This window comes from Microbacterium sp. LTA6, from assembly GCF_045690355.1.
Classification (GTDB): Bacteria; Actinomycetota; Actinomycetes; order Actinomycetales; family Microbacteriaceae; genus Microbacterium.
In genome coordinates this window covers 3,820,309-3,842,723 of the sequence record NZ_CP147855.1, presented here as the reverse complement: position 1 = coordinate 3,842,723, position 22,415 = coordinate 3,820,309, and the positions used below count along the sequence as shown (strand labels likewise).

General features: G+C 67.2%; 19 protein-coding genes. 11 read left to right on the top strand and 8 right to left on the bottom strand.

What is annotated here, in order from left to right; translation table 11 throughout:
- The first annotated feature begins 7 nt into the window (after positions 1–7).
- A complete protein-coding gene (locus LTA6_RS18395; RefSeq protein ID WP_341975310.1) occupies positions 8–904 on the top strand; it encodes a glycosyltransferase family A protein in 897 nt (298 codons plus the stop codon).
- 11 nt (positions 905–915) lie between these two features.
- Complete coding sequence (locus LTA6_RS18390) at positions 916–2,721, top strand: glycosyltransferase (RefSeq protein WP_341975309.1); 1,806 nt, start codon at positions 916–918, stop codon at positions 2,719–2,721.
- Positions 2,722–2,778: 57 nt separating this feature from the next.
- Here the strand turns inward: LTA6_RS18390 and LTA6_RS18385 are convergent, their stop codons facing one another.
- On the bottom strand, positions 2,779–4,218 hold the full coding sequence (locus tag LTA6_RS18385; protein ID WP_341975308.1) for a DUF2142 domain-containing protein: 1,440 nt from the start codon (positions 4,216–4,218) through the stop codon (positions 2,779–2,781).
- Between the two features lie 216 nt (positions 4,219–4,434).
- On the opposite strand from LTA6_RS18385, the gene LTA6_RS18380 reads away from it, so the two are divergent.
- On the top strand, positions 4,435–5,526 hold the full coding sequence (locus LTA6_RS18380) for a glycosyltransferase family 2 protein (protein ID WP_407358376.1): 1,092 nt from the start codon (positions 4,435–4,437) through the stop codon (positions 5,524–5,526).
- Positions 5,523–6,611 carry a UDP-N-acetylglucosamine 2-epimerase gene (locus tag LTA6_RS18375; protein WP_407358375.1) on the top strand — a complete coding sequence of 363 codons (1,089 nt, stop codon included), beginning with the start codon at positions 5,523–5,525 and terminating at the stop codon, positions 6,609–6,611. Before LTA6_RS18380 ends, LTA6_RS18375 begins: the two co-directional genes overlap by 4 nt.
- A gap of 44 nt (positions 6,612–6,655) precedes the next feature.
- Here LTA6_RS18375 and LTA6_RS18370 read toward each other — a convergent pair whose 3' ends face one another.
- From LTA6_RS18370 to LTA6_RS18360, 3 genes are read right to left on the bottom strand one after another with little or no spacing between them, the layout of a single operon-like run.
- Positions 6,656–7,999, bottom strand: a complete 1,344-nt coding sequence (locus LTA6_RS18370; RefSeq protein ID WP_341975305.1) for an oligosaccharide flippase family protein — start codon at positions 7,997–7,999, stop codon at positions 6,656–6,658.
- Positions 7,989–8,354 (bottom strand): DUF2304 domain-containing protein, encoded by a 366-nt coding sequence (locus LTA6_RS18365; RefSeq protein WP_341975304.1) that lies wholly within the window; start codon positions 8,352–8,354, stop codon positions 7,989–7,991. Before LTA6_RS18365 ends, LTA6_RS18370 begins: the two co-directional genes overlap by 11 nt.
- The gene (locus tag LTA6_RS18360) at positions 8,351–9,079 is read right to left on the bottom strand and encodes a glycosyltransferase family 2 protein (RefSeq protein WP_341975303.1); all 729 of its coding nucleotides are present in this window, start codon (positions 9,077–9,079) and stop codon (positions 8,351–8,353) included. The genes LTA6_RS18365 and LTA6_RS18360 overlap by 4 nt, the downstream gene beginning before the upstream one ends.
- A gap of 103 nt (positions 9,080–9,182) precedes the next feature.
- Here LTA6_RS18360 and glf point away from each other — a divergent pair, with 103 nt between their 5' ends.
- Genes glf through LTA6_RS18345 form a run of 3 tightly spaced genes read left to right on the top strand, consistent with a single transcriptional unit; the run spans position 9,183 to position 11,855 of the window.
- Positions 9,183–10,319 carry a UDP-galactopyranose mutase gene (gene glf / locus LTA6_RS18355; RefSeq protein WP_407358374.1) on the top strand — a complete coding sequence of 379 codons (1,137 nt, stop codon included), beginning with the start codon at positions 9,183–9,185 and terminating at the stop codon, positions 10,317–10,319.
- A gap of 10 nt (positions 10,320–10,329) precedes the next feature.
- On the top strand, positions 10,330–11,121 hold the full coding sequence (locus tag LTA6_RS18350; protein ID WP_341975301.1) for an ABC transporter permease: 792 nt from the start codon (positions 10,330–10,332) through the stop codon (positions 11,119–11,121).
- Positions 11,121–11,855, top strand: a complete 735-nt coding sequence (locus tag LTA6_RS18345) for an ABC transporter ATP-binding protein (protein WP_341975300.1) — start codon at positions 11,121–11,123, stop codon at positions 11,853–11,855. Before LTA6_RS18350 ends, LTA6_RS18345 begins: the two co-directional genes overlap by 1 nt.
- A gap of 11 nt (positions 11,856–11,866) precedes the next feature.
- Here LTA6_RS18345 and LTA6_RS18340 read toward each other — a convergent pair whose 3' ends face one another.
- The 4 genes from LTA6_RS18340 to LTA6_RS18325 all read right to left on the bottom strand — a co-directional run bounded on the left by LTA6_RS18340 (position 11,867) and on the right by LTA6_RS18325 (position 16,229).
- On the bottom strand, positions 11,867–12,445 hold the full coding sequence (locus LTA6_RS18340) for a hypothetical protein (protein WP_407358373.1): 579 nt from the start codon (positions 12,443–12,445) through the stop codon (positions 11,867–11,869).
- A gap of 2 nt (positions 12,446–12,447) precedes the next feature.
- The gene (locus LTA6_RS18335) at positions 12,448–13,404 is read right to left on the bottom strand and encodes a glycosyltransferase (protein ID WP_407358372.1); all 957 of its coding nucleotides are present in this window, start codon (positions 13,402–13,404) and stop codon (positions 12,448–12,450) included.
- Positions 13,405–13,509: 105 nt separating this feature from the next.
- Positions 13,510–14,811: an O-antigen ligase family protein gene (locus tag LTA6_RS18330; protein WP_341975297.1), complete on the bottom strand. Its 1,302-nt coding sequence runs from the start codon at positions 14,809–14,811 to the stop codon at positions 13,510–13,512.
- Entirely contained in the window at positions 14,808–16,229 is a 1,422-nt protein-coding gene (locus tag LTA6_RS18325; RefSeq protein ID WP_407358371.1) for an O-antigen ligase family protein, read from the bottom strand. The genes LTA6_RS18330 and LTA6_RS18325 overlap by 4 nt, the downstream gene beginning before the upstream one ends.
- Before the next feature lie 54 nt (positions 16,230–16,283).
- On the opposite strand from LTA6_RS18325, the gene manA reads away from it, so the two are divergent.
- The 4 genes from manA (at position 16,284) to LTA6_RS18305 (ending at position 22,411) form a co-directional block, all read left to right on the top strand.
- Complete coding sequence (gene manA, locus LTA6_RS18320) at positions 16,284–17,444, top strand: mannose-6-phosphate isomerase, class I (protein WP_407358370.1); 1,161 nt, start codon at positions 16,284–16,286, stop codon at positions 17,442–17,444.
- 125 nt (positions 17,445–17,569) lie between these two features.
- Positions 17,570–17,887, top strand: a complete 318-nt coding sequence (locus tag LTA6_RS18315) for a WhiB family transcriptional regulator (protein WP_341978466.1) — start codon at positions 17,570–17,572, stop codon at positions 17,885–17,887.
- A gap of 100 nt (positions 17,888–17,987) precedes the next feature.
- The gene (locus LTA6_RS18310) at positions 17,988–21,029 is read left to right on the top strand and encodes a glycosyltransferase (protein ID WP_407358369.1); all 3,042 of its coding nucleotides are present in this window, start codon (positions 17,988–17,990) and stop codon (positions 21,027–21,029) included.
- The gene (locus LTA6_RS18305; protein ID WP_407358368.1) at positions 21,026–22,411 is read left to right on the top strand and encodes a DUF5719 family protein; all 1,386 of its coding nucleotides are present in this window, start codon (positions 21,026–21,028) and stop codon (positions 22,409–22,411) included. Before LTA6_RS18310 ends, LTA6_RS18305 begins: the two co-directional genes overlap by 4 nt.
- Positions 22,412–22,415 lie beyond the last annotated feature (4 nt).

Genomic DNA, 22,415 nt, shown 5'->3' with positions numbered 1-22,415 from the left:
AGTACTTGTGCCTGACTCTTCTGCGCGTGTCGGCATCGTCGTGAGAACGAAGGATCGACCTACGCTTCTCGCCAGGGCGCTGGACGACATCATCGGCCAGGAATTTACGGCCTGGCACGTCGTGATCGTCAACGACGGTGGGCAGTCCGATGCGGTCGCCTCGCTCGTCGACGCACTGGATGCGAGCGTCCGATCGAAGATCTCCGTCATCGACCACGAGGTCTCTCTCGGCAGATCTGCGGCGGCGAATGCCGGGGTGGGCGCCCTGTCGACCGAATACGTCGTCCTCCACGACGATGACGACCTCTGGGATACCGTGTTCCTCGCCCAGTCGGTGGAGTGGCTCGATGCGACACCCACCGATATCGGTGTCGTCTCCCGCACGGAGATCGTGTACGAGAGTCTCGAAGGTGAGAACTTCGTCGAGACCGGTCGCGAGCCCTTCTGGGCCGACATGAAGCAGATCAGCTATTCCGAGCTGCTGCAGGTGAACAGGTTCGTGCCGATCGCGTACGTCTATCGACGCGTGGTCCACGATGAGGTGGGACTGTATCGGGTCGACATCCATGCGGCCGAGGACTGGGAATTCAACCTTCGCGTGAGCAGGAAGTACCCGATCGGTTTCATCGGCGGGCCCGCGCGGGCCTTCTGGATGCAGCGTCGGGACGTGACCGGTGCGCTGGGCAACAGCATGTTCGTTCTCGCTGATGAGCACGAGTACTACGACCGGCTGATCCGCGACGAGGCTCTCCGCGCGTTCACCACCGCCCACGGAGACGGGCTGGCGCTCTACCTCGCTCGTTTCGTGCAGGACGAAGTGGCACGGCAGCTCGACGCGCGCCGTTCGATCGGTGATCGGCTGATCTCGGTCGTGCGCGGACGTCGACGTAAGGATGCACGGTGAGGGGAACCACGATGGCCACTCTGCTGACGGCTCAGAGGCTCGTGATGCCGGCGGACGAGCGTCGGGACGCGATCGCTCTCTACGCGAGAGGGCGAGCCGAGATTCTCGGGCGCACGACGATTCGGGTGGCAGCCGGCGCGCACGCGTCGTTCGCCACGTACTTCAACGCCTTCCCCTGGGGGATCTGGTCTCAGAACACCTCGGTTCGGTCGCCCGCGCTCCGGCTCGAGGTGGAGGGGGCAGCGGTCCTCACCGTCCACAGCGTCACCACCAGCGGCATCCGCACGGTCGTCAGCGAACTCAGCGTCGTCGGGGGCGACATCGAGTTCGATCTCGAAAGCATCCCGGTGGACGCCAGCTGGCTCTGGTTGGAAGTGCATGCAGGCCAGGATGATGTCGTCCTTCGGGACGTTCAGTGGCTCGTGCAGGCGGACGAACATCAGGACGTGCGCCCGGCAGTCGCCGTCACGACCATGAACCGCGTCGATGACTGCCTCCGTCTTCTCCGTGCGCTGGGGAGCGACGGGCTGCCGGATCTGCTCTCGCGTGTCTTCATCGTGGATCAGGGGTCGCAACCGATCGGCTCCACGGCGGAGGTCGGCGCGCTGGCGCCCGGCGTCGATGTCCGGGTCATCGTGCAGGACAACCTCGGCGGCTCCGGCGGTTTCAGCAGAGGGATGATCGAGGCGCTGGACACCGATGCGACCCACGTCCTCCTTCTCGATGACGATGTGATGCTCGAACCCGAATCGATCCGCCGAATGTGCGCCTTCGCGTCTGTCGCTGCCGACGCGCCGCTCGTCGGCGCCCAGATGCTGAGCCTGATCGACCCGACCGTGCTGCACTCGATGGGCGAGGTCGTCGACCGGCGCACCATGTGGTGGGTCGCCACCGAGCCCGAGATGATCGCGGCCGACCTCGCAGAGCACCCGATCGAGTCCACCCCGGCGTTCTTCAATCAGAAGCCCGTCGACTTCAACGGCTGGTGGATGTGCCTCATCCCGCTGGCCGTCGTTCGCGAGGTCGGTGCGGCGCTGCCGTACTTCATCAAATGGGACGACGCGGAGTACGGTCTGCGCGCATCGGCCGCCGGCCATCGGACGATCACCTTGCCAGGCGCCGCCCTGTGGCATGTGCCCTGGACCGCGAAAGACGACGGACTCGATTGGCAGGCGTACTTCCAGCTGCGCAACCGGGTGGCGACAGCCCTCGTGCACTCGCGGCGCCCCCGGCGGGTTCTGAGCGACAGTTGGCGGAACGATGTCAACCACCTCATCGGCATGCAGTACGGCGCGGCTGAGCTGCGTTGCATGGCGCTCCGCGACATTCTGAGCGGTCCCGAGCACCTGCAGAGCACGCTCCGTACTCGCCGCGCGGAGTTGCAGAATCTTCTGAGGTCGAGCGGACAGGCGGTGATTCCGACTCCGGAGGCCGTGTCGTCGCAGGACAGTCCTCCGATTCCGGATGCTCCCCGCGGCGCGGTCGGGAAGATCGCCAGAATGGCCAGAGTCCTCGTGCACCAGCTGCGCCCGTCGCGCGCCGTCAATCACCCCCGGATTCCGAGAGACATGGGGCGGTGGTGGTTGCTCGGAGTTCTCGACGGCGCTTCGATGGAGAGCGCGGCAGGTACGGGGATCTTCGCACTGAGGCGCAAGAGGTCGACGGCTTTCCGTCTCCTCGCTCAGACCATGCTGCTCCGGGCGCAGTTGTGGCTCAGGTGGAGATCTCTCTCGCGGTCCTACCGATCGGCGGCCACGACGTTGACCCAGCCGTCCGAATGGCGGGCGATCTGGGGCTCGGCGACCGACTCGATCTGAGCTGCTCCGCCGTCAGTGGCGGCGGCGCAGCGTGCCGTCCGGCGCGAGATTCATCCGTCACCCCACGGGTGCGGATGCCTCCAGCGGCGCGGACGTCGTCTTCGCGTCCGCCGGAATGCGCTCCCATGTGAACCAGATGAGTGCTCCGAGGACGGCCGCGAACGCGAGCGACCCGAGAACCCAGACCGTCATCGGTGAAGGGCCGAAGTCCCACCACCACTCGATTGCGCGGTCGAGGTTCAGCGCCGAGACATCGGCGCCGGTGATGTAGCGCCGCAAGTTGGTGTGCAGGGCGAGGCTGTTCGCGCCGACGAGACCGATGCCGACCACGAGAAGCTGAACGCGCCCCAGGCCCAGCGTCGATCTGCGGGCACCGAGGATCATGGCACCGACGAACATGATCATGAGCGGATAGATGTATCGGGGCTGCACGCCGACACCGACCAGGATCCCCTCCCGCACCAGGATGTAGAGGGGCACGGCGACCAACGCGGCGCTTGTGGCCAGGATCGGGATCCACTTGCGGCTGGTGGACGAGCGCAGGCCCCAGAACGCGATGGCCGCGAACAGTGCGAAGCTCGTTCCCCACACCAGATCAGGCATCTCGGTGTCGAGCCATCCGAGGCCCCAGAGCCCCAGGGATCCGATCCAGAGCTGCGGGAGCGCCTGCAGGTTCGCCAACACGAGCGACAGAAGCGGCTTGTCGGGAGTGCCGGTCTCTGCGGTGAGCACACCGGACTGTCCTGCGGTCAGGAAGAGCGCGATGGCGATGACGATGAGCGCAGCGGGAAGAAGCAGCTGAATCGCGAAGCGGCGGTTCGGACGGAAGGCGAGTGCGACAGCGATCAGAACCGCGAGGACTCCGTATGCCGCGGAGTCTCCTCTGGCTCCTGCCCCGATGACCATCAGCGCCGTGGCGGTGATCGCGAGGCCGACCTTCTTCCGCCCGGTCTGCTCGAAGAATCCCCAGACGGCCAGCCACAGTCCGCTCGCCTGGATCACGGCCCAGCTGCTGGGGTTGGCGCTGGGGATGAGGAACATGCCGAGGGGGACGATCCCGATCAACGAGGCCCAGATCAGAGTCGGACGCATCCGCAACGGAAGAAGGAAGAAGAGCGCGCTGAGCACGCCGACGTACAGCAGCGCATTGAAGGTTCGCATGAGGATGATCGAGAGCGGGAGGTCGTCGCTGACGAAAGTGCTCATCACCGCGTAGAACACCGGCGGGTAGCCGTTGTCGATCCAGTTCCCGCGTTCGGTCGGCGCCATCGCGTTCTCGTCGAGATTGCAGGACGCCGATTGATCAGGATGGAACGCGAAGCAGGCCGACGCGCCGGTGAGATCTGCAGGCAGCAGCCGGACCGTATCGGTGCCATCGATCTCGCAGCGCCCCTCGACGTCGCCTGTGGCGCACCAGATGCTCCCCATGTGGTAGTCCTCGTCGGGGCTGGATCCAGGCGGCGACGATGCCCCCCATGCCAGGAGTGCGATGAACATGGCGAAGGGAACGATAAACCCAACGACGATCCGGCGTGCGCGGCGAGTCATCTCGTCGGTGCTCCTCGATCTTGACGGCGACCGGCCTACGGGCGGTTTCGTCGGCTTCTGGTGTCGCGGGTAGGCTTGATTGGTGCCTTACCCAGAGCAATATCCTACCTGCGCATGCGCGAACCGCCGTGATCTGCGGCGTCCCGCTGCGAGCTGGTGCGGGCTTTGAGCCTCCCCTCGAGCGGAGATGATCTCCGCGATGCAGAACTGACCGTCGTCATTCCGTCGTACAACTCGGCGACCTGGCTCCCGTCGACGATCGACGCCCTCGCCGAATCCGTGCGGGTGGCCGGGGTCGCTGTCGAAGTTCTCGTGATCGACGACGGCAGCGAAGACGACACCGTCGCGATCGTCGGGTCGCTGGCAGGAGCCTTCCCCGGCGACCTGCGTGTCGTGCGTCAGGAGAATCAGGGACGTTTCCTGGCCCGCTGGGCGGGTATCCAGCAGGCGAGAGCGGAGCACGTGCTGCTGCTCGACTCCCGGGTGCTGCTGGGGCCTCGCTCGCTCGGGCATGTCATGTCCGGAGTCGCCGCCGAACCGCAGATCGCCGGCTGGAACGCTCACGTCGACATCGACCCCGATGCGCCACTGGTCGGGCATTTCTGGGAAGTCCCGACCCACGTCTTCTGGGGTGCCTACCTCCGCGCACCGCGGCCGTTCGACCTGACGGGAGCGAACTTCGATTCGGCGCCCAAGGGGACGACGGCGTTCCTGGCCCGCAAGGACGTCCTCACAGCGGCGTTCGAACAGGCGTGGCCGGACGGCGACGCCAAACTGATGTCGGACGACACGAAGATCCTCCGTTGGCTGGCCGACTTCGGCGGCATCCGTCTGGATCCTGGCTTCTCGGTGATCTATCGTCCGCGGACGACGGTCAAGGGCTTCGTCAAGCATTCGCTCGACCGCGGGACCATGTTCGTCGACAGCTACGCCGGCACGTCCCTGTTGCGTTCGGCCGCCATCCTGATCGCCTCGATCGCGCCGGTCGTTGTTCTCGGCGCGATCGTCGCCCTGGCCGCAACGGGGGCGTGGCCCGGTGCCCTCCTGGTTCTCGGGGCCGTCCTCCTGCTGCTTCTCGTGCCGCTCGTTCCGGCAGCGATCAACCGCTGTCCCGGTCGCGGTCTGGCCGCCTACTGCGTCATTCTTCCCGTCTTCACCGTCCCGTTCTGGTTCGGCCTTGTGCGCGGTGTCTTCGTGCACCGGAGGGCTTTTGCACGGCGAGCTGAAGCCGCGTCTGCTGGAAAGGCAAAGCAATGATCATCTTCATCTACGGCACCACCGCCGAGGCCATCAAGCTCGCCCCGATCATGCGCAGGCTCGACGCGAAGGGCGTGCCCTACGAGCAGTGGGTGACCTACCAGCACACCGATTCGCTGCGCAAGGCGATCCCCGAGCTCGGCCTCACCGCGCCCGATCGGGTGCTCGCCGATGGTTACAAGGGCAAGCCGTTGAAGTCCCCGTTGCAGATGCTGCGCTGGATGCTCGACGTCGGGCGCTGGTCCGTCTCCCATGTGCGGGCGATTCGGCGTTCACTGCCGGAGCGCTCCATCGTCCTCGTGCACGGAGACACGATGACGACAGTGCTCGGCACCTTCATCGGTCGCCGCCTCGGTCTGCCGGTCGCTCACGTCGAAGCCGGCCTGCGTTCGGGTGACTGGCGGCATCCCTTCCCGGAGGAGCTCGATCGCAGGATCGTCGGGCGCCTGGCAAGGATCCACTACGCACCGACCGAGGACGAAGCGAACAATCTCGCCGGTCGGAAGAACGTCATCATCACTCACGGCAACACCGCGAAGGATGGCGTGAGGGACGCCGCTGAAACCGCGGTCACGAGCGAGGACGACTTCGGTCTCGTGCTCCTGCACCGGTTCGAATTCATCTCGAACACCGCGCTCGTCGCTGCGACCCTGCGCACGCTCGACGCGCACAGCCGTCTGCCGCTGAAGTTGGTCGTCGACGCCTATTCGCGAGATGCGGTCGAAGGGACGATCAGCGAACTCGGACTTACGAAGTTCAGCATCACGCCGAAGCTCGAGCATGGCGCGTTCGTCGCCGTCCTGCGAGCGGCGAAGTTCGTCGTCACGGACTCCGGCGGAATCCAGGAAGAGGCCGCCGAACTCGGAACTCCGACGCTGATCCACCGCAAGGTGTCCGAGCGCGGCGATGGCCTCGGCACCAACGCGATCCTGTCGGGATGGGACCAGGCGCGCATCGAGGACTTCCTGGAGCGATACGAGGACTACCGAGTGCTCGACGTGGATCGCGGAGCTTCTCCCTCGGACATCATCGTCGAGGACCTCACGCGTCGCGGGTTCGCGCGAGCCGCCGCTTCCTCCCTCTGACGACCCGCCGCTGCGGCGTCAGTCGGCCCGCTGAGGTCGCGACGTCATTCCGCCGCGGAGGAGAGCCGCAGTCGCTTGGCGCGACGCGTCCCGACGATGTCCAGCAGGATGAACCCCACGAGCACGGCTGCTCCGATCAGGCCGAAGGCCGTCAGCATCGCTGAGACGTCCGGAATCGTTGCGGTGAACGTGATCCACTGGGCGGCGACCGCACAGAGAAGGAGCGCTGCCGCCGCAGGGGAAGCCGTACTCGTCATTCTGATCATCATCCCCTGGGCTGCGATCCAGGGCAGGTAGGCGATCGACGCGGGAACCAGGAAGTTCGCCGCCTGACGGTAGTCCTCGCCGTAGAGGAAGATGATCATCCAGTCGCCCAGGAGCGCGAAGATTCCGATCATCGCAACGCCGGTGACGAGTGTCAGCGCGAGGGTGACGACCACGCCGAGGCGGGCCAGCTTGTCGTTGTCTCGATTGCGCACGAATCGGGGGAGGAGGTAGAGCGACAGCGTCGTCGGAATGAGGAATCCGGTCTTCACCAGAATCGCTGCGGAGGCGTACGTTCCGGCCAGGTGCGCCTCCGCTCCTGCGCGGAGAAAGATCGTATCCGAGTTCGTCAGCCAGGCGAAGGCGATCGAGAGCACCATGATCGTCAGCCCGGCCACGCTGAAGACGCCACGCGTCGGGCGCGCCACGCCTCTCGCGGTCCAGAGCGTTCCGGCGACGGTGAATACGAGGGCAGCGAGGACCGCCCCGATCATCCCGCCCAGGCCGGTTGCCGTGGCGACGACGATGACCGCGAACACGACGCGCGCGATCTGCGAGATCGTGGACCATTGCACGGCATGATTGACGCGACCTGACCCTTGCAGGAGTCCCACGGCGTCGGCGAAGACGAAGCTGAAGGGAATCGTGACCGCCGCGGCGATGACGACGGCGGGCGTCGTTCCGAGTGCACCAGCCAACCAGGGAGAGATGGCGGCGACCGCCCCGCCGCCGGCGAGACCGAGAACGATGGCCTCGGTCGGAAGACGGTCGCGCAGGCGCTGTGGCGAAGGCGACGCGATCGACACCGCCGCGGCGGTCTGCACCGCGACGGCTGTCTGCAGCGAGCCGCTTCCGATCGCAGCCACGTTGACGATCACGAAGAACGCGGCGAGGAGTCCGAAGTCGTCGGGGGAGAGGTACCGTGCGCTCACGAGATGGAACGCGAACGAGGCGATGATGCCGAGCCCGCTGGCGAACGCGACGATGATCAGCGGCTTGGCGTGCGTCTGAAGATGACCGCCGAGCCCGCTACGGGTGGGGACGGCGATCGACTCGGCGGGATCGGTGCCAGTCGCCGGAGTCATGTCGTCGCTCGAATCGCCGCCGCGATGTTCACTGCTCATTGTGCAGCCGCGACGCAGGCGCCTGAAGTTCCTCGACGTCGGCACGCAGCAGCGCGACTTCTTCGGCGACCCGTCGGACCTCGTCCTCCGCCTGGGACAGTTCCCAGGAGAGGTGGAGCGTGACGCCGACCAGCAGAACAAGCGCGAGCGCGAAGATGAGGTTCGACGGGACCTCGACGCCGAGAACGTTCGAGAGTCCGATGAGGAGTCCAGGGAAGACGGCGAGGACCAGCATCGTCAGGCCGATGACGAGCCACATGATCGCGTACTTCTCACGGAGCTGGCGCCGCAGCAGGAGTACGAAGATGACGGCGAGCACGGTGACCGCGAAGGCGATGCCCAGAATGATGATCATGACGACGCTTCCTTGGTGTGGCGCCCGCGCATGAGGGCCAGCGAGAGCGCGAAGACCGCTCGCATCAGGTATCTCGCGGCGCTGAATGGATCGTGGCTGGGCTTTCCATGCACCCGAGGGCGCATGGCGACCGGGATCTGCGTGACAGTCAGGCCCGCGTGGATCGCGCCGACGAGGGAATCGATGGTGTCGCCCAAATATTCGGCGGGGTAGTAACGGACGTACTGATCGATGGCGCGGTGATTCGCCGCCCGGAATCCCGACGTCACGTCGGTCAGGCGCACGCCGCCGACCCTGGAGATCACGCCGGCGAGCATCTTCATCGCCCAGCGGCGAGGGCCGCGTGCCTGATAGTCGCCCACTTCAGCGAATCGAGCACCGATCGAGATATCGGCGACATCGAGCCCAGTGAGAACCGCGGCGATGTCTGCGGGATTGTGCTGACCGTCCGCGTCGACCTGGATCGCCCTGCGGTACCCGTGCCTCTGCGCGTACGTGAAGCCGGTGCGCATCGCGCCGCCGACTCCCATGTTGAAAGGAAGGATCACGACGCGAGCCCCGGCGCGCGTGGCCTGCGCTGCCGTGTCGTCACTGGAACCGTCGTCGATGACGAGCACGTCGTAGTCGGGATCGGCGGCGAGGATCTCGCCGACGGTGTTTCCGACGTTCTGAGACTCGTTCCATGCCGGGACGATGATGAGGGCGCGTTCGGCAGGTGAAGACATGGTGCGTAGATCATATCGGGTCGGCCTGGGGAGTCAGATCGACGTCGAAGTCTAAGATGGAGGATTGATGTGTCGCGCCGATCGGCGTCAGGAAGGACTAAGGATGGATCTCCTCGTCGTCGGGTCGGGCTTCTTCGGCCTCACCATCGCTGAGCGCGCTGCTGAGGCAGGTCGCAAAGTCACCGTCATCGATCGCCGCCACCACATCGGCGGCAATGCCTACAGCGAGAACGAGCCCGAGACGGGCATCGAAGTGCATCGCTATGGGGCGCACCTGTTCCACACGTCGAACGAGACGGTGTGGGAGTACGTGAACCGCTTCACGACCTTCACGAACTACGTGCACCGGGTGTACACGACGCACAAGGGCGTCGTCTTTCCGATGCCGGTGAACCTCGGCACGATCAACCAGTTCTTCCAGTCGGCGTACACGCCCGATGAGGCGCGCGCGCTCATCAAGGAGCAGGCGGGGGAATTCGATGCGAAGACGGCGAGGAACTTCGAGGAGAAGGGCATCGCACTCGTCGGTCGCCCGCTGTTCGAGGCGTTCTTCCGCGACTACACGGCGAAGCAGTGGCAGACCGACCCGCAGAAGCTGTCCGGCGACATCATCAGCAGACTTCCGGTGCGCTACAACTACGACAACCGCTACTTCAACGACACGTGGGAGGGTCTGCCGACCGACGGCTACACCGCGTGGCTGGAGCGGATGGCAGATCACCCGAACATCGAGGTGAAGCTGAACGTCGACTACTTCGACGAATCGCAGCCGCTGAACAAGCGCGCGACTGTCGGACAGGTCTCGGTGGTCTACACCGGCCCCGTCGACCGGTACTTCGACTATGCGGAGGGCGCCCTCAGCTGGCGCACGCTCGACTTCGAGCAGGAGGTGCTCAACGTCGGCGACTTCCAGGGCACCACCGTCATGAACTACCCCGACATGGACGTGCCGTACACGCGCATCCATGAGTTCAAGCATTTCCACCCCGAGCGCAAGGACGTGTACGCCTCGGACAAGACCGTCATCATGCGGGAGTTCTCCCGCTTCGCCGAGCGCGAAGACGAACCGTACTACCCGGTCAACACCCAGGCCGACCGGGACGGACTCCTTGCGTACCGTGAGCTGGCCAAGGGAGAGCAGGGCGTTCATTTCGGCGGGCGACTCGGCACCTACCAGTACCTCGACATGCACATGGCCATCGGCTCGGCGCTGTCGATGTGGAACAACACTCTCTCGTAGACTCGGCATTGTGAGTCACGCAGCTGTCGGGGCGCCGGGGACGCCCCGGCGATACCTGCATTCTCTGTGGATCCTGTCGGCGCGAGACCTGCGCGTGCGCTACGCCACGAGCTTCCTCGGATACCTCTGGTCGGTGCTGGATCCTCTGGTGATGAGCCTGATCTACTGGTTCGTCTTCACGCAGATCTTCCACCGCAGTGTGGGGGAAGAGCCGTACATCGTCTTCCTCATCGTCGCCCTCCTGCCCTGGGTGTGGTTCAACACGTCCGTGTCGGACTTCACCCGTGCGTTCCGCAAGGACGCGCGGCTCGTGCGGTCCACGGCCATCCCGCGCTCGATCTGGGTGAACAGGATCGCACTGAGCAAGGGGATCGAATTCCTCTTCTCGCTCCCGGTTCTCGTGCTCTTCGCCGTCTTCAACGGGGCCACGGTCAACTGGGGACTGCTCTGGTTCCCGGTCGCCGTCCTGCTGCAGGTCGTGCTGCTCGTCGGCCTGGGGCTGCTCGTGGCACCCCTCTGCGTGCTCTACACCGACCTGGAGCGCACCACCGCGCTCATCCTCCGTGCGCTTTTCTACGCATCGCCGGTGATCTACAGCTTCTCCGATCTGCCGGCGCCGTTCGACACCATCGGGGCGTTCAATCCGCTCTCGGGGATCTTCATCCTCTACCGCGTCGGATTCTTCCCCGACCAGTGGCAGACGATCCCGGTGCTGATCAGTGCCGTGATGAGCCTGGGCATCCTCGTGCTGGGCATGTGGACCTTCGGGCGTCTGGAACGACCCGTGCTGAAGGAGCTGTGATGGCGGCCGCGATCGAAGTCCAGGGGCTGGGCGTCCGCTTCCGCCGGAACCGCCGCGGTCGGCGCAGCTTCAAGGATCTGTTCTCCGGAGCCTCGCGGCGTTCCCGTCCAGGGGAGTTCTGGGCGCTCCGGGACGTCTCGTTCACGGTACAGCCGGGCGAATCGATCGGTGTCGTCGGACGCAACGGGCAGGGCAAGTCCACGCTGCTGCGTCTGGTCGCCCGCGTCCTCCTCCCGGACGAGGGCTCCGTCGTCGTCAACGGTGGTGTCGCCCCGCTGATCGAGATCACCGGAGGGTTCGTCGGCGACCTCACCGTACGGGAGAACGTGCGGCTCACGGCCGGGCTGCACGGGATGTCCCGCGACGAGGTCTCACGCCGCTATGACGGCATCATCGCTTTCGCCGAGCTCGCCGGATTCGAGGACACTCCCTACAAGCACCTCTCCAACGGCATGAAGGTGCGCTTGGCCTTCTCCGTGGTCTCTCAGCTCGATGAGCCGATCCTGCTCGTCGACGAGGTGCTCGCGGTCGGCGACAAGGCGTTCCGCGAGAAGTGCTACAAGCGCATCGACGAACTGCTCGCGGAGGGGCGCACGTTGTTCTTCGTCAGCCATAACGAGCGCGACCTCCGACGCTTCTGCACGCGTGGGCTCTATCTCGACAAGGGCGGTCTCGTGCTGGACGCACCGATCCGCGAAGTCCTCGATCGCTACAACGCCGACTACTCGCTGTAAGTTCGCCGAACTCAGAGCCCGACGAGGCTCCGCAGGTGCTCGGCCGCGGCTCGCGCGGCGTCTACCGCGCTCGCCCTCTCGGAGCCCGCGTCGACAGCAGCGCGCACGTCTTCCAGGCGCTGCGCGTAGGCGGAGACGCTGTCGTACCATGTCGCCTGGATCGACGACGGGGCCGCCACCTCGGAGAGTCGCTGCGCATCACCCTGCAGTGTGTCGAGCACGCTCAGCGGATCGGACTCCTCGGGATCCGACAAGAAATCGAGACCCGTCATCGCCGTACCCAGCCAGGGGCTCACCTGGTCTCGGAAGGTGTCGAGATCGGGGTCCGCGACCGGCGGCGGAGTCACGACCGGCTCCGGTGAAGGCGCAGACGTCGGTGTCGATGTCGGAGTCGGTGTCGCGGTCGCCGAGGCGGTGGGCGACGCCGTGGCACCGGGCGTCGCGGAGCCGCGGGGGAGCAGGAAGAACAGCAGGGCGCCGACGATCGCCAGAGCGACGACCGAGAGCGCGATGATCAGCCAGACCCGTCCACGGTTCTTCGGCTTCGGGGGGATCGGTGCCCACCGCAGTTCCGGCTGCTGTTCGCTCATCGTCACGCCTCCAGAGGCGGCATGGGCTTCCAGGAACGGTCTCGACCGAGCTTGCCGCCCTCTCGGAGCCCGCGGAAGAGGTTGCTCGTGCCGCGCACCGTGCGCTCCACGAAGACCAGGCGGATGAGCTCCTTCGCGAAGGTCATCGACGTGCCCAGTGCGAAGAGCAGCGGATTGTACGCGCCATGCACCCGGTAGTAGTTCTTGATGAATGCCCGATTGCGCATGATGTAGAAGCGGTAGGCGTTGCTGGACGCGTTCATGTGGCGGACGCCCATGTCCCACTGCTTGATCTCACGGGTGCGGCGCAGGACGAACTCGTCCACGATCACCGCCGTCGTCTTCCGGGAGGCGAGCCAGCCGTACATCTGGTCATCCCAGTAGATGAAGAAGCGAGGGTCGGGCAGGCCGATCTGCGTGACGATCGAGCGATGGATGAACATGCCCTCGAAGCATCCGCTGTTCATCTCTTTGAACCCGGATTCGTCGAAGCCCGAAGGTGCGAACGGGATCGGGATGCCCATGCGCTCGGCGATGCGGTACTGCCAGTAGAACTCGCTGCCGTCGTAGTCGTAGCGACGACCCTGGATGCTCTTGAAGCGCGGGGTCCACTTGCCCATCCTGGCAAGGCCGTCGGGGAGCACCTCGACGTCGTCGTCCATCATCCAGATCCATTCGGATCCGAGCTCGTAGGCGGTGCGCATGCCCTCGCTGAAGCCACCGGATCCGCCGGTGTTCGTCTCCAGCCTGCGGTAGACGATCTCGGTGCCGATGCCCTCGCGGAAGGACTCGACGACCTCGGTCGTGTCATCCGAGGAGGCGTTGTCGATGATCACGACGTGGCCGGCCTTCGGTTCCATCGCGGTGATGCTCGTGAGCAGTCCGGTGAGCAGGTGCGATCGGTTGAAGGTGACGATGACGATCGTCGCGGATGCCGGGTCGAAGGGGGCGTGTGTCACGAGGTGGGATCTCCGGAAGCTGAGCACCCGCAGGGAGCCGCGAGCTGAGACCAGCCTACCCGGGCCCTGGCTCAGGATCAGCCGGGAACGCGCCCGGGGGCCGGTCTACCGCTCCGGACGCAGGATCGGAATGACGCCGGTGTGCACTGCGTCGATCTGCTCGCGCCAGGACCGGGACTGCCCTGCTCGGAGCGCGCACAGCACCAGCATGAACCAACCGGTCCCCGCGAGTGTGAAGCTCTCGAACATCGAATCGACCCCGAGCGTGACCAGCACGAGCGGGGTCCAGGCGTAGACGACCGGACGACGGACGCTGGCCACCAGCCAGGACCGGATGAGCGCGACTCCACCCAGGAGCAGGAACAGCGCGAGTCCTGCCGCGCCCAGTTGCAAGAGGGCGTCGAAGTACGCGTTCAGCGCCGTCTCGTGCCGCTCATCGAGTTGGAAGTTGATGTAGGTGAACGGATACTCGCCGCGCTGCCAGGGGCCGAACCACCCCCAGCCCTGCAGGGGCTTCACGGCCGTGAAGTCGAGGATCGTGTTCCACAGCGTCGCGCGCACGGAGAAGTCGGATCCGGCGTCCATCATCGCGATGATCTGGTGACGGAGCACGAACGCGAAGGTCAGTCCCAGCGCCACCACCGCGCCGAGCGCCCACTGCACGAGGTTGCGTCGCTCGGCGGGAGCGTGCCGGACGATCATCAGGGCCACCGAGGCGATGCCCACGGCCACGGCGAGGACCAGCACGGTGGGGGAGGACGAGAGGAGTGCGAGGAAGCCGGCCAATCCGACAGACGCCACCGAGGTCGCTGCGGTCACCGACCGGGTGCGCCATTCGATGACGAACGTGATCAGGGCGATCACGGCCACGAATCCCAGCATGTTGCGGGTTCCGAAGATGCCCTGCACTGGCCCGCCCGCGGCGAGCTGCCCCTGGATGCCGAGGAAGGTGAACGGCACGTCGAGGAGGATTCCGGAGAGGATCTCCAGCCCCAGGGAGATGCCCAGCAGGACGCGCAGCGCATCGCCGATCGCCCGCACCGTCTGCAGGGTGTCGCGGATGTGTCCGATCGTGATCGCGAGGAAGGCGAAACCGAGAAGCGACAACCAGGCGAAGAACGTGTCGGTCCGGTCGGTGGTCCAGAAGATGCTGACCAGCGCCCAGCCCATGAACGCGAGCAGCGAGGACGGCGCGATCCGCAGCAGCGACAGTTCTTCTCGGCGTACGAAGAGGATGCCCGCGCCCACAACGCAGAGGACGGTCACGATCGCGGCGAGCGTGACCGACGACGACATCCGCTGGATGGCGAACGAGCCGAAGATCGCGGTGAGGGCGGCGAGGGTGAACGCCCGTGCCATCTCCGCCGAACCGAGCAGGCGCCCGAGACGCAGCCGCGGCGTCGTCACGGAACCCGCCGCCGGCGCTCGCCGTGATCGGTGACGCGCTGGCGCTCGCTGAGTCCGACGCCGACCAGCGGTACGGACTTGATCTTGAAGGAGAGCAGCACGAGCAGCATCCACCCCCACAGCATGATCGGCGTCGACTCCGCGTATCCCTGGACCAGCAGCACCACGGTGAACAGGCTCGGCAGGAGAGTGAGCGCGGAGTACGAGCGGTCGGCCTGCAAGTCCCATCGGGGGCGGTCGATCGCGAAGAACCACGATCGCCACAAGAGGCTCAGATAGGCCAGGGCGACGAGGACGACGCCGACGACGCCGAGCTGCATCAGGACATCGAGCCACATGTTGTGAGCGTGGAAGACCGTGATCCCATGATCTTCGATCCACCCGGCGAACGCGGGGTCGAAGGGCACCCACGGACTCGAGAATCCGTTTCCGAAGATGGGATGCTCCGCAGCCCGCTCGAGGACCTTCTCCCAGATCTTGTCGGAGCGCCCCGTGAGGTCGGCGCTGCGGCCCAGGAGCGCGAGCAGCGGCTTCTTCAGCAGCCAGACGGCGAGGGCCGCCACGACTGCTCCGCCGATGAACACGACGTAGAGACGGGTGCGACCGCCCGGCGTCTTCGTGCGGCGCATGAGAAGGGCGACGACGAGTACGACGGCGGCCGCGGCGGCACAGGCGTAGGCGGTCGCCGAGCCGGCGCGGAACAGGAAGAACGCGGCCAGCAGCATCCACAGCGCGAGCATCGTGCGCCGTCGCGCACGGGCCGCGAACAGGATGCCGAAGGTGAGGAGCGCGAACAGGCTGATGATCGCGAGCAGGTTCGAGTTGCCGACGATGCCCTGAACGCGGTCGCCGTCGAAGAGGTTTCCGCGCACCCAATACCAGTGCGCGTTGATCTCGCCGTCCGGACGCTCGAAGAAGTTCGGCAGGATCGGCCCGTGCACGACGAGGGACACCCAGAGCTCGAGCAGGAGCGAGAGGCCGAGGATCCACTTGAATGCCGAGGCCAACGCCCGCACGATCTCGTGCCACGTGAGCGCATGCGCGATGAAGAGGGCGTTCACGGTGACCGCGGCCAGCAGCATCCAGGTGAGCAGTGTCGACCCACGCCACTGCGACCAGGCGACGGAGATCAGCGCCAGCGCGGTGTAGCCGAGGGCGGCCCAGGGCAAGCGGCGCCAGGCGAACGGCTGAGGGCGGTTGCGCGCGAGCATCGGGACGCCGATCGCCGGTGTCGCGAGGGTGAAGACGATCAGGACGATCCCTGCACCGGCCTCGCCCAGGAGGTTGTACACGGCGGAGTGCGCGAACGTCACGAACAGCACGGCGACCGCATACGCGCGCAGCATCAGGTGCCCCGTCGACTCGCGTTCCGGTGGGGCGGGCAGGGCTGCCACCGGGTGCTTCGTGTACTGCGCCATCGCGTTCAGGCTACAGCGCCGGACTGTGCGGGCGGTGGCTCTACGCTGGGTGCCATGCTGCTGAGCCTCACCAACGTTCCACGTGACTACTCCTGGGGGTCGCCGACGCTCCTGGCCGGCCTGGAGGGCCGCGCTCCGTCCGGCGCACCGGAGGCGGAGGTCTGGTTCGGCGATCACCCAGGGGACCCCGCGGATGTGGCAGGTGGCGGCACTCTGGATGCGGTCACCGGCGGCACACTGCCCTACCTGCTCAAGCTCCTCGCGGCCGGCGGGCCGCTGTCGATCCAGGTGCACCCCACGATCGATCAGGCGCGGGACGGCTGGGCGCGCGAGGCAGGCCTTGCTCCGGATGATCCGCATCGCAACTATCGCGACGACAACCACAAGCCCGAGCTCATCGTGGCGCTCACTGAGCGCTTCGAGGCGCTCAGCGGGCTGCGCCCGGTCGCTGAAACCTTGCGGATGCTGGACGCTCTCGGCGACGCCCGGGGTGTCGCCTCGCTGCGCGCTCGCCTCGACGGAACCGGCGATGTCCTGCGAGGCGCCATCGGTTGGCTCCTCGCGGACGCGACACAGGGCGAGGTCGACGAGATCATCGCCGCGACCCGCACTGCCGCGCATGCGGGCGCGGGGGAGTGGGAGCCGGTGCTGCGCGCCGTGGTCGGTGTCGCGGATGCCTTCCCGGGTGATCCAGGCGTGGTCGTCGCGCTGCTGATGAACCACGTGGTCCTGCGCCGCGGCGAGGGGATCTTCCTGCGTGCAGGTCTCCTGCACGCGTACCTCGGCGGGCTCGGCGTGGAGATCATGGCGGCGAGCGACAATGTGCTGCGCGGCGGACTCACGCCCAAGCACATCGACGTCCCCGAGCTCCTGTCGATCCTGGACACCACGACCGACGCGGTCCCGGTGCTCCGCCCCGATTCTGAAGGAGCCATCACGTCGTATCCGGTTCCGATCGCGGACTTCGCCCTGCGTCGTGTCACGCTGACCGGGCCGCCGCTCACCATCGACGTGGCGGGCCCGGCCATGGTCCTCAGCACCGCCGGCGACGTCGTCGTCACGGGCGTGGATGCCGTGGAGCATCCGGTCGCGATCGGTGCGGCTGTGTTCGCCTCGGCCGATGAAGGCTCGCTGCAGCTCACCGGTACCGGCGAGGCATTCATCGCGACTCCGGGGGCGCTGAGGCCTTCCCCGAGACCCGCGACACGCCGATGAGAGCTCAAGAACCTTCAAGAGTCGCTTGAGGCTTTACGATCCGCGACTTGACCGATGCGAATGACACGGGTGTAATTAGGTATTGCACGGCCCGCCGGGGGGCGGAAACAGGGTTGGAGATCGAGATGACGGGATACCGTTCCGACGTACCGGAGAACTGGTTTGTCGATCCGATCAACCTCGGAGTACCTGGGGTTCGTCGAACCGATGCCGACGACGACAATGCTCTCGCCTGGCAGACCGATGCCCTCTGCTCGCAGACCGACCCGGAGGCCTTCTTCCCGGAGAAGGGCGGGTCGACGCGCGATGCGAAGCGCATCTGCACCACCTGCGACGTTCGCGGCGAATGCCTCGAATACGCGCTGAACAATGACGAGCGCTTCGGAATCTGGGGCGGGCTGTCCGAGCGCGAGCGCCGCAAGCTCAAGCGCCGCGCCAGCTGACAGATTCGCCGCAGACGCAGAGACCTCGGGTGCCGGCTTCGCGGGCGCGCCGCGTCCACTGCTCCTGAGAGCCGCAGCAGCCGCATAGGCTGACCTCGCCATGCCAGCCCGAGTTCATGCCATCATCGTCGCGCGCCCCGGCCCCACAGCCCGTGCGCAACTCCTCCGAACGCTGGATGCGCTGCGTTCGCAGAGCACTCCGGCCGCCGCGATCACACTGGTCGTGTGCGGCGATGCCGCCACCGCCCGTGAGAGCGAGACGGTCGCGAGCACCGTCGAGGGCATCATCGAGGCGCGAGGGCACACCTCGTTCGCCGAGGCCGTCGAGCTCGCCCGCCCGCGCGTCACCGAGGGCAGCGCCGTCTGGCTCCTCGCCCATGACACCGCGCCCCACTCGCTCGCATTGGAGCGGCTGACCGGAACCCTGGAGCGCTCGCCATCCGCGGCGATCGTCGCTCCCAAGCTGGTGCACACCGACAACGAGCGCGAGATCGTGTCCCTCGGCGTCAGCATGACCGCGCTCGGACGATCCGTCGAGCTGGCCGCCGGCGAACTCGACCAAGGGCAGCACGATCGGGGGGACGATGCCCTCGGCGCCGATATCCGCGGACTCCTGATCCGCTCGGAGGTGCGCGATGCCCTCCGTCCCGACCGCGCCCTGGCCGGTGCTGACGAGGGACTCGACCTCGGTGTGCGTGCTCGCCTCGGCGGCGGACGTGTCGTTCTCGCGCCGACCGCCCGCATCTCCGTGCAACCGGACGGCCCCGCCGCGCTCCCGCGAAGCCGCTCCCGCCGCGCATATGTCACCAGGCTCGCGCAACTGCACCGTCGGCTCGCCTATGCGCCGGCGCCGGCGCTGCCGTTGCACTGGCTCGCTCTGCTTCCTCTCGCGCTCTGGCGCTCGATCACCCACTTGATCGGAAAGCGCCCAGAGGCGGTGTTCCCGGAGTGGGGCGCCGCCCTCACCGCGATGGCCCGGTTCGGCGCCGTCGCGCGTTCCCGGCGCCGCATCCGCTCGTTCCGCACGTCCTCCTGGGCGACAATCGCACCGCTGCGGGTCACGGGAGCGCAGTTGCGCCGTCGATTGGACGACGGCAACGGCAGCGAGAGCGGCGCCGTCAGCGAACTGCACTTCTTCTCCGGCGGCGGCGCCTGGTCGGTCCTCGCCGCGCTCGCCGTGAGCATCGGCGTCTTCACGCCGTTGCTCGCGTGGCCGGTGCTCGGCGGCGGTGCTCTGCTTCCGCTGCGTCAGACGATCGGAGCGCTCTGGCGCGACGCATCGTGGGGTCTGCGTGGCCTCGGCATCGACGTCGTCGGCCCCGCCGACCCGTTCGCCGCCGTGCTGGCGGTGCTCGGGTCGCTCTGGCCGGGAGCTCCGTCATTCGCGCTCGTGCTGTTGTGGGTGCTCGCGCTGCCGCTTGCGGTGCTCGGTGGCTGGTTCGCGGCGACGCGCGTCACGGACCGCGCCGGGCTCCGCATCTTCGCGGGCGTCGCGTGGGCGCTCGCGCCCACCTTCCTCACCGCCCTCTCCGATGGTCGCCCCGCGGCGGTGCTCGTGCACCTGTTGCTGCCGTGGCTGTTCCACGCCGCTGTGGTCGCGCATCGCTCGTGGGGTGCTGCCGGTGCGGCCTCCGTCCTGTTCGCCGCCGTCCTCGCGTGCGCGCCGTCGCTGGCACCGGCGCTGGTGCTGCTCTGGATGATCGCACTCGGCTTCGTGCTCAGCACGGCCCGCATCCGGGGAGCGCTGCGGCTGCTGTGGCTGCCGGCTCCGGCAGCCGCGCTGTTCGTGCCGCTCGTCATCTGGCACCTGCAGCACGGCAGTCTCTGGGCGCTTCTCGGCGATCCTGGGCTGATCTGGGGCGGACCGCACGCCTCAGCGGATGCCGCTGGTCGGCTGGCGCTCGCCACGGGGTTCCCGACGACCGATCTCGCGGGTTGGATGAAGTTCGTCGTCTTCGACGTGCCGATCGCAGCACCCATCGCCGTGTGGGCACCACTTCTGTGTGCGCCGCTGGCACTGCTCGCACTCGTCTCGGCGATCTCACCGCGCTGGCGCGCCGGCATCACGCTTCTGGTGGTGACCCTGACCGGCCTCGCCACCGCTTTCCTCGCTGTCGGCATTCAGGTGAGCTTCGTGCAGGGGACGCCGGTGCCGATCTGGCCGGGGGCCGGGCTGAGTCTCGGCTGGATCGGTCTCGTCGGTGCGGCGCTGGTCACCCTCGACACCGCGATCACGATGCCCCGTCTGCGTCTGCTGGCCACCTCGGTCGCCGGTCTCGCGCTCCTGATCTGTGCGCTGCCGGCGCTCACGGCCGTGCACGCCGACCGCTCCGAACTCACGAACGGCCCTGCATCGACTCTGCCGGCGTACGTCGCCGCTCAGGCCGGTGACGATCGAGAGGTCGGAACGCTCGTGCTCACGCCGCAGAACGACGGAGGGCTCGCCGTCGAAGTCGCCTGGGGTGGAAGTGAGACGCTCGGTGCGCAGACCACGATGCTCTCCACGGCGACCGAGATCCAGGGGGCCGACATCACCGCGCTGTCGGTCGATCTGCTTTCCGCCCGTGACTTCGACGCCCCCGCAGAACTCGCGGAGCTCGGTATCAATTACGTGCTGCTGGCCCAGATACCCGGTGATGAAGACGACAAGGCGAGGGCATTCCGCACGACGGCGGTGACGTCGCTCGATCAGCGCGCCGGCTTCGTGCAGGCGGGGTCGACGGATCGCGGCGTGCTCTGGCGCCTGGAAGCCGACGCCACCGCTCGCGAGGGACTCACCGGCGCCCAGACCGCCACGGCGCGGCTCGTCATCACGCTGCAGCTGATCATCGTGTTCGCGGCACTTCTGCTCTCGATTCCGACGCGAGCGTCACGGCGGGCAGCGCGCGGTCAGTCGCGCATCGTCGGACGCGCGCCCGACGAGCGGCTCGTGCTGCCGAGGCACGCGGAGGATGCGGCGTCCGCGCCTTCGGTCGCTGCACCCGTCGACGTGTCCGATCCGCCGACGCGCGAGGAGACACTCGAGCAGGAGCCGGACCCCGAGACCGAGAACTCCCAGACCGAGGACTCCGACGCCGAGGACTCGGAGCCGAGCCCGGAGTCGCCGGAGCCGGAGTCGACCACCACCGAGGAGAATCGATGAGCGGGACCCGGGCTTTCCGTGTCGTGACGACCAGCGCCCGCGTGCTCACCGGAACGCTGGTCGCCGCAGCATGCGTCGTCGGAGTGGTGGTGGCCGTCGCTGCTCCCTGGCCGACCATCGAGAGCACCCCGGCGCAGGCCGACGTGACGCCTCTTCCCGGCGATGCCGTGCTGGTGTGCAGCGGTGACTTCCGCGCCATCGGCCGTGTTCCCAGCGACCCGCTGAAGATGGACTCGGCGGGAACGCCGCGGCTCACCGTCGACGGCTCGGCCGGCGTGCCGGAATCCACTCCTCTGTCGATGCCGGAGCTCGATCAGGCGGGCGAGCTCCACAAGCTCACGGGCGTCGTCGAAGGGCGCAGCGCGCCACTGATCGGTGCCGCCGAGTCCGTGACACTCGCCGAGACCGACCTCTCCGGCCTGGCCGCGGCGCCCTGCCGCGAGGCCCTCACCGAATCGTGGCTGATCGGAGGCAGTGTCGCCACCGGTACCGAGGACATCGTGACCCTCACCAACCCCGGCGACGTGGCGGCGACGGTCACGCTCACGGTCTTCGGCGACAAGCGGAGTTCGTCGAACGTGATCGTTCCGCCGGCGACGCAGGTCGCACTGCCCCTCGCGTCGATCGCGTCAGGGAACCAAGCCCCGGTGATCCACATGTCATCGACCGGCTCCCCGGTTCGCGCGATGATGCAGTCCTCGCTCACCCGCACGCTGGACCCGGCCGGCATCGACCTGCAGGATGCCGTCGCCGGCCCACAGCAGCATCCCGTGATTTCCGGTGTCCAGGTCTTCCCGGTCGACGGCGACGACTCGGAGATGGCAGTGCTGCGGATACTTGCGCCGGATGCCGATGCACAGGCGCAGGTCACGGTGCGTCCGGTGGGGGAGTCCTCCTCGGTCGCGACGGAGTTCCTCGTCCCGCTCACCGCCGATGTGCCGGCGCAGGTGTCTCTCGGAGATCTCGGAGCGGGCTCGTACACCGTCGAGGTCGATGCGGACTCCCCCGTCCTCGCCGCTGTTCGGCAGCAGGACGGTCAGGGACGCGGTGCTGACTTCGCATGGGTCACTCCCGCGCCGGAGATCGACGCCGAGGTGCTCGTGGCCGTGCCGTCAGGGCCGAACCCGCAGCTGCTGATCACCGGCAACGCGGATGCCGAGTCGACGGTCGCCATCGAAACGGCGGAGGGCGGGGATCCTCAGACGATCCTCGTGCCGGCCGGCGGTTCGATCGCTGTGCCGGTCGACGCACGTTCCGTCTACACGGTACGGCCGTCAGGGCCGGTGCACCTCGCGGTGACGATGACAGCGACCGGTGCGCTCGCCGCCTGGCCGGTGTGGCCGGGTGCTGGAGCAGAGCAGAGCATCACGGTCTATCCCTGACCCG

Coding starts and splice junctions, on each gene's coding strand:
- LTA6_RS18390 (WP_341975309.1), top strand. CDS start 916: ATGGCCACTCTGCTGACGGCTCAGAGGCTCGTGATGCCGGCGGACGAG.
- LTA6_RS18360 (WP_341975303.1), bottom strand. CDS start 9,079: ATGTCTTCACCTGCCGAACGCGCCCTCATCATCGTCCCGGCATGGAAC.
- manA (WP_407358370.1), top strand. CDS start 16,284: ATGCTGCTGAGCCTCACCAACGTTCCACGTGACTACTCCTGGGGGTCG.
- LTA6_RS18340 (WP_407358373.1), bottom strand. CDS start 12,445: ATGAGCGAACAGCAGCCGGAACTGCGGTGGGCACCGATCCCCCCGAAG.
- LTA6_RS18345 (WP_341975300.1), top strand. CDS start 11,121: ATGGCGGCCGCGATCGAAGTCCAGGGGCTGGGCGTCCGCTTCCGCCGG.
- LTA6_RS18315 (WP_341978466.1), top strand. CDS start 17,570: ATGACGGGATACCGTTCCGACGTACCGGAGAACTGGTTTGTCGATCCG.
- LTA6_RS18370 (WP_341975305.1), bottom strand. CDS start 7,999: ATGAGCAGTGAACATCGCGGCGGCGATTCGAGCGACGACATGACTCCG.
- LTA6_RS18385 (WP_341975308.1), bottom strand. CDS start 4,218: ATGTTCATCGCACTCCTGGCATGGGGGGCATCGTCGCCGCCTGGATCC.
- LTA6_RS18305 (WP_407358368.1), top strand. CDS start 21,026: ATGAGCGGGACCCGGGCTTTCCGTGTCGTGACGACCAGCGCCCGCGTG.
- LTA6_RS18365 (WP_341975304.1), bottom strand. CDS start 8,354: ATGATCATCATTCTGGGCATCGCCTTCGCGGTCACCGTGCTCGCCGTC.
- LTA6_RS18375 (WP_407358375.1), top strand. CDS start 5,523: ATGATCATCTTCATCTACGGCACCACCGCCGAGGCCATCAAGCTCGCC.
- glf (WP_407358374.1), top strand. CDS start 9,183: ATGGATCTCCTCGTCGTCGGGTCGGGCTTCTTCGGCCTCACCATCGCT.
- LTA6_RS18310 (WP_407358369.1), top strand. CDS start 17,988: ATGCCAGCCCGAGTTCATGCCATCATCGTCGCGCGCCCCGGCCCCACA.
- LTA6_RS18325 (WP_407358371.1), bottom strand. CDS start 16,229: ATGGCGCAGTACACGAAGCACCCGGTGGCAGCCCTGCCCGCCCCACCG.